Genomic DNA, 13,571 nt, shown 5'->3' with positions numbered 1-13,571 from the left:
CGAAAGGGCGATTAGCTCAGCTGGTTCAGAGCACCTCGTTTACACCGAGGGGGTCGGGGGTTCGAACCCCTCATCGCCCACAAAAAAACTCCTTAAGCAATTAAGGAGTTTTTTTTTTATGTCTTTTTCTTCCGGTAGTTTGATCTTTACTTTATCCAAAAATCTTGTAAGTTAAACGCATTATTATGTAATTAATCCGAAGTTGTTTTTTTTTACCTTGCAACAATATATAATTATAAAAATTAACAACATGAAAACTAAATTAGCAATTATAGCTTTGTTTTTATTGAGTGTTCAAAGCTTTATGGCTCAAGAATTACCTCAAAATCCGCCTATGAATTCAATTGATTTGCAAAATCAAAAAACTATTGAGAAAAGCGTTTTGGAAAATGAATTGAAAGAAAATAAAAAAGCGCTTAAAGATGCAGAACGATTAGAAAAGCAAAGGCAAAAAGCAGAACGAAAATTAGAAAAAGAACAAGATAAATTAAAGAAGGAGCAAAATGATTTTGAAAAAAAACAAAGAAAATTAGCTTCGGCTGAAAAGGCAGTAACTAAAAATCAAGAAAAATTATCAAGAGCCAAAAAGGATTTAGATAAAATGCAATCCAAACTGGAAAAGTCACAATCAAGAGGGAAAATTTCTTCAATTGACATTGAAAAAAGTAATGTCAAAATTTCAAAACAACAATTAAAAATTGTTGAAATCGAAGAAGATATTAACGAATCAAAAGAAAAATTAAGCAAGCTTCGTTAGGTTTAGTAACCACAAAAAGGCTCTTGTTATGAACTGCCTCCAAAGAGTTAGAAGCTATTTGGGGGCAGTTTGTTTTTAACCTTTTAAATAAGCTTCTCTTATTTTTTTAAATAAATTAGAGGAGTAAACAAATTTTACAACGGCCTTGTTGTCGGTTGTGAAAATTTCTTCTTTATTTCCTTCCCATTCTTTTAAACCGTTTTTTAAGAAAATAATTTTCTCTCCAATTTCCATTACCGAGTTCATATCGTGGGTGTTGATTATGGTGGTAATGTTGTATTCTTCGGTAATTTCTTTGATGAGGTTGTCTATCAAAGTGGAAGTGTTCGGGTCTAATCCTGAATTGGGTTCGTCACAAAACAAATATTTTGGATTGTTTACTATAGCACGAGCAATGGCAACCCTTTTTTGCATTCCACCCGAGATTTCAGATGGTAGTTTTTTGTGAGCATCAACAAGAGCAACTCTGTCTAAAACAAAATCAACTCGTTCCTTGATTTTCTTTTTATTGTCGTTTGTAAACATTCGCAATGGGAAAGCAACATTTTCTTCTACTGTCATCGAGTCAAATAAGGCACTTCCTTGAAAAAGCATTCCAATTTCGGTACGCAATTCTCTTTTTTCATCCGAATCCAGTTCCGAATAAATTCTACCGTCAAAGGAAATTGTTCCTACTTCTGGAGTGTGTATGCCTAATAATGATTTTAGTAAAACGGTTTTTCCAGAACCACTTTGACCAATAATCAAGTTCGTTTTTCCAGTTTCAAAAACGGTGGAAACTCCTTTTAGAATTTTGGCTTCACCAAATGATTTTTCTATATTTTTAATTTCTATCATTAGGTTAAGAGTAATTGAGTTAAAATATAATTGACCAAAATGATGGTTACCGAGGTCCAAACAAAGGCAACTGTACTTGCTTTTCCTACTTCAAGTGCGCCACCTTTCATGTAATAACCGTGAAAAGATGGAATCGAAGCTAGCAAAATTCCAAATATAAAAGTTTTGATAAAAGCATAGGTAATGTGAAACGGAATGAAATTGATTTGTAAACCACCAATAAAATCAGAACTAGCTCCAAAACCGCCATAAACCGCAGCAATATATCCACCAATTATTCCCAGAAACATACTAATACCAATTAAAAACGGATACAAAAGAATAGCAATTAATTTTGGGAATACCAGATAATTTAACGAATTCACTCCCATTACTTCTAGTGCGTCAATTTGCTCTGTAACTCGCATAGAACCTATGCTTGAGGTAATGAAAGAACCCATTTTTCCAGCCATAATCACTGAAATAAAAGTGGGTGCAAATTCCAGAATAACCGATTCTCTAGTGGCAAAACCAATAAGAGTTTTCGGAATTAATGGATTAGTTAAATTCAAAGCAGTTTGTATAGATACAACTCCTCCCACAAAGAAAGAGATGAAAGCCACAATACCAAGAGAATCAATAATTAAATCGTCAATTTCTTTGTAAATAAGTCCTCTCATTACAGACCATTTGGTCTGTTTGCTGAAGATTTCTTTCCACATTAAGAAGTATTTTCCAATTTGGGATAAATAGCGAATGAGCATCATTTTTTTGAGTATTCAGTTTACATTTAGAAGTGTTCACAAAAAACACAACTACGCAAAAATACTCTATTTTGTTGGAATTTCAGACTTTGTTTTTGAATTACTAAAGAGAAGAAATGTTAAAACAATTTCTCTTTCATTTTTTGCAAACGGTATTTTCGAATGAATTGAGCTTGATCGGAATTAACTAACATTGTTTTTTTGGCTGATTTTGCTTTCCAGAATCCTTGAATGTAATCCAAAAAGAGCAATGGTTTTTTCTTCATCATTGCCAGTTTTGCCGAGGCAATTGCTGTAATCCAAAATCCGTAGCCCAAGGTGTAAAAAGCTTCTCCTTGTTTATAACGAGCCGTTTTGTTGTAATTCGCTCCAGTTGGTTTGAGGTGTTTTACGTGCAAACTTTCGTCGGTAACTACTTTCCAATTGTAGTATTTACAAAGCAATTCGTCCACGGTATCCCAACCCATAGCGGGTTTTAAGCCTCCTATTTGTTGGAAACATTCTTTTCTATAGGCTTTCAATGCACCTCGAATGTGGTCTTTGTCAGTTAGATTTTCTAAAACCCAGTCGCCATTTTTTTCGATGTAACAAAATCCGCCAGCCATTCCAATTTTCGAATCGGATTGAAAATGGTTGATAATTGTTTCAAAATAATTAGATGGGAAAATTAAATCAGCATCCAATTTTACAATCAAATCATAATTTTCGTCCAAAGTTTCAAACCCTTTTTGAAAAGTTTGAATGACTTTGCTTCCTGGTAAATGAATGTTCTCCGAAGTTTTGTTTACCAAAGTGATAAAAGGATTTTCTTTGGCAAATTCCAAAACAATTTCGGCCGTTTTATCCGTAGAATTATCATTAACCACGACAATTTTTGAAGGCAAAATAGTTTGCGTAATCAACGATTGCAAGGTCAAAGGAATAAGGGCTTCTTCGTTGTAAGACGGAATGACGATGTAGTATTTCATTTTTTAAATTCCAATTTTTTAAATTCCAAATTCCAAATTTTCCTTGGAATTTATTTTTTAGTTCACTTGAGAATTGGAATTTATAATTTGATTTTTGTAATTTATAATTTATGCTCTTTCCGCATAAATTATATAATATCTTGGTGTGAAAAATCGCAATAATGGTCTAAAACCAATTTTCTTTACAGGATGCGTAAATTTCTCTCTTGCGATGATTTTCCAGCCAGTTTTTTCTAAAAGCCAATCCAATTGCCAATCTTCAAATTCGTGGTAATGTCTGTCCCACATATCGGTTTTACTGCGATAAGCGGATGAAAACCACAAACGCAAAGGAATTGAAATTAGCAATTTATCGCATTTTACATTTTTTAAAACCGTGTAAGGATTCAACAAATGTTCAAAGATTTCAAAAGCAGTGAAAACAGAATACTCTTCGTTTTGCAAAGCCGTTTGATTGTTGTCGATGTCTTCTCCCGTGGTATTTTTTACGGTATATCCGTTTTCGACCATTATTTTAGAAAAAGGATTTGGAACGCCTAAATCAAAAATAGTTTCGGAAGTGGAAACGTGCTTTTGTAAAAATTCTAAAGTGTGTTTGAATCTTTTATTGGGAAATGTTTTTTCGTACATGATAAAGTTTAAGGGTTTAAAAGTTTAAGGGTTTAAAAGTTTAAACTTCATTCCCTTAAATCCTGTACTTGTTTTTTAATATCTATAAATAAAAGCATTAATATTCATCCCTGCTCCAACGGATGCAAAAATTAAAATATCGCCTTTTTTTAATTCCTGATTTTCTATTTTTCCTTGCACCAATAAATCCAAAAGAGTAGGAACGGTGGCAACACTGCTGTTTCCTAATTCATGAATGCTCATTGGCATAATATCTTTGGGTACGGCTTTGTCGTATAATTTATAAAAACGCTGAATAATAGCTTCGTCCATTTTTTCATTGGCTTGATGAATCAATATTTTTTTCACGTCATCAATACCTAATCCACTTTGGTCTAAACAACTTTTCATGGCTGCAGGGACTTGGCTCAATGCAAATTCATAAATTTTTCGACCATACATTTTGATGTAACGCGTGTCTTCATCCAATTCAGGATTGTACGACTTTCCGAAAAATAAATAACCAGCTTCATCAAGAGCGTAAGTGGCACTTTCGTATGACAGCATTCCTGTTTCATCATCCGAAGCTTCAATGATTGTGGCTCCAGCTCCATCAGAATAAATCATAGAATCTCTATCGTGCGGATCAACCACTCTCGAAAGAGTTTCGGCTCCAATAACTAAACATTTTTTGGCCATGCCTGATTTGATAAAAGCATTGGCTTGCAAAACACCTTCAATCCAGCCTGGACAGCCAAAAAGAATGTCATAAGCGACGCATTTTGGGTTTTTTATCTGTAATTTTTGCTTCACACGAGTGGCTAAACTTGGAATAATATCCGATTGTTTTGTATTGTGTTTTACATCGCCAAAATTGTGTGCAAAGATGATATAATCTATAGTTTCAGGATCTATTTTAGCATTTTCAATCGCTTTTAAAGAAGCTAAATAAGCCAAATCCGAAGTGTTTTGATCGGGAGTTGCATAACGTCTTTTTTCGATACCAGTAATGCTTTTGAATTTTCCTATCACCACTTCATTTGGATAAGCAAAAGCACTTCCATCTTCATTTAAAAATACGTGATCGCTAAAATCGGTATTGGCAACTGTAGTTTCTGGAATGTAACTTCCTATTCCTGTTATTTTTATTTTCATTGTAAATTTTAGTAAAAAGTAGGCTAATTTATAGATAATAAATGATAAATTTATTATGCAGGCATATAATTATATTAAGAGAGTTGTTTTAGACCGCTATGCGTTTTGTTGGTGAATTTTTATTTGAAGAATTGTGGATAAACTCAAAGCTTGGGTTTTTATTCTTTCTGCTTTTTCGCCAGCGAAATTTTCATCAACAGTAGCGTTAAAATGATTGATCCAAATGTTGAATAATTCAGGAGTAAGATGCTCTTGTTTGTCAATGTCTAAATGAATTTGAGTCAAATTATTCGTGTAACCACCTGTTCCTAGAATAGCTTGCGACCAAAAAGTCACTAAAATAGGCAAATGTTCTTCGATTTTAATTTTGACAACATCAGTAAAAATGTAGCTTATCCTGTCGTCTGATAATAATTTTTTATAAAATTCATCAACGAGTGAATAGAGGTCTTCTTGGTTTTCAATGTCTTTCATAATATTAACTATTAAAAACCCTTTCAGTTTTCTTTAATTCTGAAAGGGTTCTAAAATTTGAATTCTAAAATTTTTAGCTTTCCATATACGCTTCAATTGGCGCACAGCTACACACTAAATTTCTATCTCCAAAAGCATCATCAGCTCTGCGAACTGAAGGCCAGAATTTGTTTTCAGCAATATATTCTAATGGGAAAGCAGCTTGTTCTCTAGAGTATGGAAAATTCCATGTTTCAGCTGTTAGCATCGCTAAAGTATGAGGAGAATTTTTTAAAACATTATTCGAATCTTCGATAGATGCAGCTTCAATTTCTTTTCTGATTGAAATCATCGCCTCACAAAAACGGTCTAATTCTTCTAAGTTTTCACTTTCTGTTGGTTCAATCATTAAAGTTCCGGCTACTGGGAAAGAAACCGTAGGAGCGTGGAAACCGTAATCCATCAAACGTTTTGCAATATCAGTTACTTCAATTCCTTTTTGTTTGAACGGACGACACTCTAAAATCATTTCGTGAGCCGCACGACCCATTTCTCCAGAATATAAAGTTTCGTAATGACCACTTAATTTTTCTTTGATATAATTGGCATTCAAAATAGCGTATTCTGTTGATGATTTTAAACCTTCCGCACCCAACATTTTGATGTATCCATAAGAAATCAAACAAACTAATGTTGAGCCCCAAGGTGCAGCAGAAATTGCCGTAATGGCGCTTTCGCCTCCTGTTGGTACTACTGGGTTTGTAGGTAAAAATGGCGCTAATTGTGGTGCTACACAAATAGGACCAACACCAGGGCCACCGCCACCGTGAGGAATAGCGAAGGTTTTGTGTAAGTTCAAGTGACAAACGTCAGCACCAATAGTGGCTGGATTGGTCAATCCAACTTGTGCATTCATATTGGCACCATCCATATACACTTGACCTCCATTATCGTGAATGATTTGAGTGATTTCTTTAATAGCACTTTCGTAAACACCGTGAGTGGATGGATACGTAATCATGATACATGATAAGTTGTCTTTGTGCAAAATGGCTTTTTCGCGTAAATCTTCAACGTCAATGTTTCCATTTTCTAATGTTTTAGTAACCACGACTTTCATTCCTGCCATCGCTGCCGATGCTGGATTGGTTCCGTGAGCCGAAGCTGGAATCAAGGCAATATTTCTATGATGATCGCCTCTTGATTGGTGATACGCCTGAATTACCATTAATCCTGCGTATTCTCCTTGTGCACCAGAGTTTGGTTGCAAAGTGGTAGCTGCAAAACCTGTAATTTCATTTAGGTATTCCTCCAGTTTAGAAAGCATTTTTTGGTATCCTTTTGCCTGATCCAATGGAGCGAATGGGTGAATGCTATTCCAGCTTGGAGAACTTAATGGCAACATTTCGGCAGCGGCATTTAGTTTCATCGTGCAAGAACCTAGCGAAATCATTGAGTGATTTAATGCCAAATCTTTACGCTCTAACATTTTGATGTAACGCATCAAAGCAGTTTCCGAATGGTATCTGTTGAAAACTTCGTGTTGTAAGAATGTTGAAGTTCTGATTAAGCTTTCCGGGAAATGATTCGTTTCGGATAATTCGCTAATTGTAATGGTTGCCAGTTCTTTTGCAGCAGCAAAAATAGAAATTACTTTATTCAAATCAGCAAAACCGATGGTTTCATTCAATGAAATAGAAACTGAATTTTCGTTTGGATAAAAGAAATTTACCTCGTTTGCTTCGGCAATTTCTCTTATTTTTTTAGCATCTGCTTTTATAACAATAGTATCAAAAAAAGCAGTATTGGTTTGTTCGAATCCTAATTTAGCTAAGGTATTTGCTAAAGTCACCGCTGAAGCATGTACTTTGTTTGCAATGTATCTTAATCCTCTTGGACCGTGATAAACAGCATACATACTAGCCATTACGGACAATAAAACCTGTGCAGTACAAATGTTTGAAGTGGCTTTATCACGTTTAATGTGTTGCTCACGTGTTTGCAATGCCATACGTAACGCACGGTTTCCATTAGTATCAACAGTTACCCCGATGATTCTTCCTGGCATCGAGCGTTTGTATTCTTCTTTGGTAGCAAAATAAGCCGCATGAGGCCCACCGTAACCTAACGGAATTCCGAAACGTTGTGTCGTACCTAATGCTACTGCAGCGCCCATTTCTCCCGGAGGTGTTAATTTGGCTAAACTTAAAATATCAGCGGCAACAGCAACTTTGATATTGTTTTCGGCAGCTTTTGCAATAAAAGCAGTATAGTCATTTACCTGACCGAATTTCCCAGGATATTGTAAAATAGCTCCGAAGAATTCATCAGAAAAGTCGAAATTTTCGTGATTTCCTATTACTAATTCTACTCCAATTGGTGTAGAACGGGTTTGTAAAACCGATAAGGTTTGTGGTAAGATTTCTTCAGAAACGAAGAATTTACAAACATTAGCTTTCTTTTGCTCTCTGGTTCTTACATCAAATAATAATGCCATAGCCTCAGCTGCAGCAGTACCTTCGTCAAGAAGTGAAGCATTGGCGATTTCCATTCCGGTTAATTCGATAACCATCGTTTGGAAATTCAAAATTGCTTCCAGACGACCTTGCGCAATTTCGGCCTGGTAAGGCGTGTAAGCCGTGTACCAACCCGGATTTTCAAAGACATTTCGCTGAATAACCGCAGGAACAATGGCTTGGTTGTAACCTAAACCTATGTAGGTTTTGAACATTTTATTTTTACTTCCTAAAAGCGTAATATGTTTTAAATATTCATATTCCGTCATTTCGGGATCTAAATTTAGAGGTTCTTTTAGACGTATATCATCCGGAAGGGTCTCATAGATGAGTTGTTCTATCGAGTCAACTCCTATTGTTTTCAACATATGTTGTAAGTCTGATTCCTCTGGACCTATGTGTCTTAAAGCAAAAGCGTCTGTTTTCATGTAGCTGTAAAAAAGGTTGTATTTTTCGTGGTGCAAATTTACGGAGAATATTCAAAAGAAATCGGCTTCAAGGAATTGATTTTTAGGAATCTTTCAACTAAAGTTGCTACTTGTTAACAACCTTGCTTATTTTTGTGTGATGAAAGTTTTAAAAAAGGTATTCGATTTTTATATTCAAAGCAGTATTCACGTGGCTTTGTCGGTATATTCTTTGGTGCAAATGACCTGTTTTATGTTTCATATTCCAGAAGATAAACCCATAGCCAATTTTGCTTTTTTTGGAACTATTGTTGGTTATAATTTTGTGAAATACGATAGCTTCGCCCGAACTAATAAAGTCCAATTTCGTACCAGTTTGAAACTTATTATTTTGTTTAGTGCTTTATCTTTTTTAGCTACTGGATTTTATTTTTTTCAATTGCAACGTTTAACGCAAATGGTTTCTATAGGAGTTTTGTCTCTGACTTTATTATACACATTGCCTTTTTTTCCAAATCGCAAAAATGCTAGAAATTGGGCGGGTGTCAAAATTTATATTGTGTCTTTGTGTTGGGTGGGAGTGACTTTGGTATTACCAATTATAGATTCAGGCATTGCAATAACTTCCGATTTTTATCTCAAAAGTATCCAACGATTTATACTCGTATTTGTACTGATACTTATTTTTGAAATCCTTGATTTAACTCATGATGATCCGCATTTAAAAACCGTTCCGCAACAAATAGGAGTGAAACGGACTAAAAATTTGGGATATTTTCTATTGTTGATTTTTTGTGCTTTAGAACTTCTGAATAGTAATTTTAATTCTAATATCACTCACTTATTATTGGTTATTATCATTGCGATTATTACATCTTTGTTCTTGGCTTTCGCCAATGAAAAACGCTCCAAATACTATACTTCTTTTTGGGCTGAAAGCGTACCTATTCTTTGGTGGTTTATGGTGTTTTTATTTTAAAAATACTAATATTGGTGAATATAATCACTGAATAATACCTTAAATTGGTGAATATAATCACTGAATAACATCTTAAATTGGTGAATATAAATATTTTTATATATCTTTGTTTAAAATTAAAAAGATGATAGACAGGTTTTTAATATCAAATATTGAAGAAAGACTCAATAAAGGAAAGGTTATTGTGCTTGTTGGGCCACGTCAAGTAGGGAAAACGACTATGGTTCAAAGCTTATTGAAAGGAATTCCTTTTTTGTTTCTTGATGGAGATGATTCCGTTGTTGTGGAAACACTATCGAATGCTAATACTGAAACGCTTAAAAATATTATTGGTGATTATAAGTATGTTTTTATTGATGAGGTACAACGCATTCCGAATATTGGTTTGAAATTGAAAATAATTGTAGATCAAATCAAGGATGTTCAGGTGATTGTGAGCGGCTCGTCGGCTTTTGATATTAATCATGTTACTCAAGAACCACTTACGGGTAGAAAGTTTGAATACCATCTGTATCCGATTTCGTGGAATGAGTTTGAGAAAAATGTAGGCTATATGAAAGCTCAACAGCAATTGGAATTACGGTTGTTGTATGGAATGTATCCTGATGTCATTAATAATTTAGGGAACGAATATGAAATCCTGAAAAATCTGGTGTCGAGTTATTTGTATAAAGATATTTTGAGTTTGGCTGGAATCAGAAAATCCGAAGTTTTAGAGAAAATTTTGCAGGCTTTGGCTTTCCAAATAGGGAGTGAGGTAAGTTATAATGAAATTGCCCAATTGGTAGGTGTCGATAAAAATACGGTCAGTAATTATATTGATTTATTGGAGAAAAGTTTCGTGATTTTTAGATTGAACAGTTTTAGTCGCAATCATCGAAATGAAATTAAGGCCAATAAAAAAATCTATTTCTATGACAATGGCGTTCGCAATATGTTGATAGGGAATTTTAATTTTTTAGATTTTCGACAAGACAAAGGAGCACTTTGGGAAAATTTTTTAATTTCTGAAAGAATGAAATTGTTAAGTTATGAAAACAGAAATGCTAAACCTTATTTTTGGCGAACTACACAACAACAAGAAGTAGATTATGTAGAGGTTGTAGCCGACGAAGTAAATGCTTTTGAAATTAAATGGAAAGTCAAAAAAGCCAAGTTACCCAAGCCTTTTTTAGATAATTATACGGGGAGTTTTACTATAGTAACTGCCGATAATTTTAGGGAGTTTTTGAAGATGTAGTTTCACAGACTTTTTTCAGAACCTTGTTTCTTTCTAAAAGGAATTGAGTCAGATGCTTTTTCAAAAACAAATAATCAAATAATTTTCCAAAAATACCAAACGGAGTTTCATAGTGCAGTTGATCTGTCATTATGGTAATTCCATTTTTTTCTTCAAAAAAATGTTCGTGCTTGAAAGTTTTGAATTTTCCTTCCTCCATTTCATCAACAAAATAATAGTAAAAAGTCATGGCTGTAATTCGGCTTTTATGAGTTAAATAAAATCCAAAGTGTTTTCCTTTCCAAGTTACGGTTTCGTTTAGATTTATCAATCCAGAAGTTACACCAGCAATGGCGATTTCATTTGATTTGCTGGCAGATTGCTGATGAATATCAATGTTTCTAGAAACATCAAAAACGGTTTGTATTGGAGCTTGGATTGTTGTTGTGAGATGGATTGTTGTCATTTTTTTAATAAATTTTGAAATGCGTTATCAATATTTCCGAACTTGAATTGGAATCCATTTTCTAACAGTCGTTTTGGAATCACATTTCTACTTTTTAAAACTAATTCGGTTTCTGTTCGAATGATAAAAGATCCAATTTTCAACAAAAAAGTATTAATTGGAATACCAAAAGGAAAACCAACTGCTTTTCGGAGTTTTTTCATAAAATTAAAATTTCGAATTGGTTCTGGAGAAACAATATTGACAACTCCGGTCATTTCTCTTTGAATGATAAAATCAACAGCATTGGCAAAATCTTCTTCGTGAATCCAACTGATAAATTGATTGCCACTTCCTTGTTTTCCGCCAAAACCTACTTTTGCCAAAATTTTCAATGGAATAAAAGCACCCCCATTTTTGCCTAAAACGATAGAAGTTCTCAAAGCTGTTTTTAAGGTTTTGGGAGTTTCTGTTTTGAAAAAAGATTTTTCCCAAGATTGAGCAACGTTCATCGAAAAATCATTTCCAATTTCGCCATCTATTTCATCCATTTGTTTATCCAAAGAAAAACGATAGATGGTAGAAGTTGATGAATTCAACCAATGTTTCGGTGGATTTTTACAATTCAAAACCGCTTTGTTTAGAATTTTGGTGCTTTGAATACGAGACAATAAAATTTCTTTCTTATTCTTTTCTGTGTAACGACAATCCACAGATTTTCCAGCAAGATTGATTAAAACGTCGGCATTTTCTAATGCTGTTTCCCAACCAGTAAAAGTTTTAGCATTCCAGTTTACATATTTGATATTGCCATTAGTTTTAGACTCTCCTCTAGTTAAGATAATAATTTCTTCAAATTTATCTTTGAAATGGTTGATTAGAACTTCTCCTAAAAAGCCTGTTCCTGCTGCGATGATGAGTTTTTTCATAGTTATAAATTTAAAATAAATAATAAAGCAATTATTCTGTAAAGTACCCAAGTGTAAGAGAGATAAAAAGGAAGTTCTAACAGTTTTATTCTTCTAAAATGTTCTGCAAACATGATTAAAACAGTTATTGTGAACCAGCCTAGAATTAACATTTCAGGAAGATTTATAAAATTATTGAGAATCAATAAAGGAATCAAAATTAGTGAGCCTATTAAAGAAACTGTTATTAAATTTCCTGCGTAATTCAATATTTTTTCTTTGTTGAATTTTATTAAAAATAAACTTTGAAAAACAATTTGTCCTACTGCAAGAATCAATTCTCTGCTAAAATTTGCTTTTGGTAGATTCGCAATCAATTCTGAAAACTGATAAAGTATGATAGTAGTTATTGTGATTGCAAAAGCAATATATAAAAAACGAAATTTACAGTGGAAAGTGGGTACACATTGCAGTTTTATATCTGGATTTATTTTACTCGGAATAATCACTTTACGGTTGTAAGAAACAAAAGAATACATTTTTTTAAGAAGATATTTTATCGGTTTGATGTTTCCAGCTTTCTCCATCCAAGGAAATGAATTTCCAATTACTTTCAAGAGACTGTCAATTCCGTAAAGAACCGTTTTGTTTTTGTTGTCTACCAACGCAATTTCGTTTGAAGCACGTTTTACATCAATAAAATTTTGTTCTTCGTTACTTAATTGACAATATGATTTTCTGCCATTTTCATCAAGCATTCCTGCTTTTATAAAGCCAGTTGTGTAAATGCTACAAAGCGGGCAATCTTCATCATAAAGCAAAGTTTGGTTTTCTAAAGTTTTCATAATATTTTATTTTTAAACTTTCAGAAAAAAATGAAAGTTTTGATTAAATTTTTTTATTTCATTATTTTTATAATCAATTTTCCCAACCAGTTTTCCTTGAATTCTGTTATTTTGTCCAACATATTATCGGCTTTCAAAACAAAATCATACAGTTTAGTGGTTTGATCCACAAAGTGTTTTTCTTCTACAGTATCTTTCGATTCAATCGAGGAAACTTCTTTTAAAATTTTAAGAGCAGGTTTGATTTCTCTTTTGCTTCTCTCTCTTGCAATTTTAGAAGCCAGTTCGTCTAAATCTTTTTCGGCTGTAAAAAATTCTTTACGCTCACCTGCTTTGTATTCTTTGTAAACAATTCCCCAATCCATCAAGGCTCTTAAGTTCATACTGGCATTTCCACGAGAAATTTGCAATTCTTCCATAACTTCTTCCATCGAAACAGCTTCGCCTGATACCATCAACAAAGCATGAATTTGCGCCATGGTTTTGTTAATTCCCCATTGAGAACCTAAAGCTCCCCAGGTTTGTACGAATTTATTTTTTGCTTCTTTGAATTCCATTTTGGTTTTATTTCCTTTTGTTGAAACAAATGTAAGTAAAAATTTTTAAACTTTCAAAAATAAATGAAAGTTTGTTTAAAAATAAAGCCGAAGTATTTCTATTTCGGCTTTTTATGCGTTCTAAAATCTAGATTCTGTAATCTTTTAAATCAATACTACTAACATAAAGCAAT

Annotated in this window: 14 protein-coding genes and 1 tRNA gene; 4 read left to right on the top strand and 11 right to left on the bottom strand. The window is 33.5% G+C overall.

The genetic code is table 11. The features are described 5' to 3' along the window. The first annotated feature begins 5 nt into the window (after positions 1–5). Both OZP15_RS15445 and OZP15_RS15440 read left to right on the top strand, forming a co-directional pair. Positions 6–80: transfer RNA gene (locus OZP15_RS15445), tRNA-Val, on the top strand. Positions 81–250: 170 nt separating this feature from the next. Next, positions 251–757, top strand: coding sequence for a hypothetical protein (locus OZP15_RS15440; protein ID WP_281336572.1), 507 nt, complete (start codon positions 251–253; stop codon positions 755–757). A 75-nt stretch (positions 758–832) separates the two neighbouring features. Here the strand turns inward: OZP15_RS15440 and OZP15_RS15435 are convergent, their stop codons facing one another. The 7 genes from OZP15_RS15435 to gcvP all read right to left on the bottom strand — a co-directional run bounded on the left by OZP15_RS15435 (position 833) and on the right by gcvP (position 8,466). Further along, entirely contained in the window at positions 833–1,594 is a 762-nt protein-coding gene (locus tag OZP15_RS15435; protein ID WP_269226329.1) for an ABC transporter ATP-binding protein, read from the bottom strand. Continuing rightward, positions 1,594–2,340: an MlaE family ABC transporter permease gene (locus OZP15_RS15430; protein ID WP_269226328.1), complete on the bottom strand. Its 747-nt coding sequence runs from the start codon at positions 2,338–2,340 to the stop codon at positions 1,594–1,596. The genes OZP15_RS15435 and OZP15_RS15430 overlap by 1 nt, the downstream gene beginning before the upstream one ends. Positions 2,341–2,456: 116 nt before the next feature. Next, complete coding sequence (locus OZP15_RS15425; protein ID WP_269226327.1) at positions 2,457–3,305, bottom strand: glycosyltransferase family 2 protein; 849 nt, start codon at positions 3,303–3,305, stop codon at positions 2,457–2,459. Positions 3,306–3,413: 108 nt separating this feature from the next. Continuing rightward, complete coding sequence (locus OZP15_RS15420) at positions 3,414–3,935, bottom strand: methyltransferase (protein WP_269226326.1); 522 nt, start codon at positions 3,933–3,935, stop codon at positions 3,414–3,416. A 75-nt stretch (positions 3,936–4,010) separates the two neighbouring features. Then, positions 4,011–5,069: a 3-oxoacyl-ACP synthase III family protein gene (locus OZP15_RS15415; protein ID WP_269226325.1), complete on the bottom strand. Its 1,059-nt coding sequence runs from the start codon at positions 5,067–5,069 to the stop codon at positions 4,011–4,013. 96 nt (positions 5,070–5,165) lie between these two features. Further along, on the bottom strand, positions 5,166–5,543 hold the full coding sequence (locus OZP15_RS15410; RefSeq protein ID WP_269226324.1) for a group III truncated hemoglobin: 378 nt from the start codon (positions 5,541–5,543) through the stop codon (positions 5,166–5,168). A gap of 73 nt (positions 5,544–5,616) precedes the next feature. Next, on the bottom strand, positions 5,617–8,466 hold the full coding sequence (gene gcvP / locus OZP15_RS15405; protein WP_281336571.1) for an aminomethyl-transferring glycine dehydrogenase: 2,850 nt from the start codon (positions 8,464–8,466) through the stop codon (positions 5,617–5,619). A gap of 139 nt (positions 8,467–8,605) precedes the next feature. Between gcvP and OZP15_RS15400 the strand changes: the two genes are divergently transcribed. Beyond that, complete coding sequence (locus OZP15_RS15400) at positions 8,606–9,424, top strand: UbiA prenyltransferase family protein (protein WP_269227971.1); 819 nt, start codon at positions 8,606–8,608, stop codon at positions 9,422–9,424. A 124-nt stretch (positions 9,425–9,548) separates the two neighbouring features. Further along, the gene (locus OZP15_RS15395) at positions 9,549–10,664 is read left to right on the top strand and encodes an ATP-binding protein (RefSeq protein ID WP_281336570.1); all 1,116 of its coding nucleotides are present in this window, start codon (positions 9,549–9,551) and stop codon (positions 10,662–10,664) included. Here the strand turns inward: OZP15_RS15395 and OZP15_RS15390 are convergent. The 4 genes from OZP15_RS15390 to OZP15_RS15375 are packed head-to-tail and all read right to left on the bottom strand — an operon-like array spanning position 10,642 to position 13,398. Then, a complete protein-coding gene (locus OZP15_RS15390; RefSeq protein WP_281336569.1) occupies positions 10,642–11,109 on the bottom strand; it encodes an SRPBCC family protein in 468 nt (155 codons plus the stop codon). The genes OZP15_RS15395 and OZP15_RS15390 overlap by 23 nt on opposite strands. Continuing rightward, entirely contained in the window at positions 11,106–12,017 is a 912-nt protein-coding gene (locus OZP15_RS15385) for a TIGR01777 family oxidoreductase (RefSeq protein ID WP_269226321.1), read from the bottom strand. Before OZP15_RS15385 ends, OZP15_RS15390 begins: the two co-directional genes overlap by 4 nt. Before the next feature lie 2 nt (positions 12,018–12,019). Next, on the bottom strand, positions 12,020–12,841 hold the full coding sequence (locus OZP15_RS15380; RefSeq protein WP_269226320.1) for a DCC1-like thiol-disulfide oxidoreductase family protein: 822 nt from the start codon (positions 12,839–12,841) through the stop codon (positions 12,020–12,022). Between the two features lie 53 nt (positions 12,842–12,894). Beyond that, the gene (locus OZP15_RS15375; RefSeq protein ID WP_269226319.1) at positions 12,895–13,398 is read right to left on the bottom strand and encodes a GbsR/MarR family transcriptional regulator; all 504 of its coding nucleotides are present in this window, start codon (positions 13,396–13,398) and stop codon (positions 12,895–12,897) included. Positions 13,399–13,571 lie beyond the last annotated feature (173 nt).

It is taken from the genome of Flavobacterium eburneipallidum, assembly GCF_027111355.2.
Taxonomy (GTDB): domain Bacteria; phylum Bacteroidota; class Bacteroidia; order Flavobacteriales; family Flavobacteriaceae; genus Flavobacterium; species Flavobacterium eburneipallidum.
Note: the sequence above shows the minus strand (reverse complement) of the source record. Positions and strands in the feature narration are given on the sequence as shown.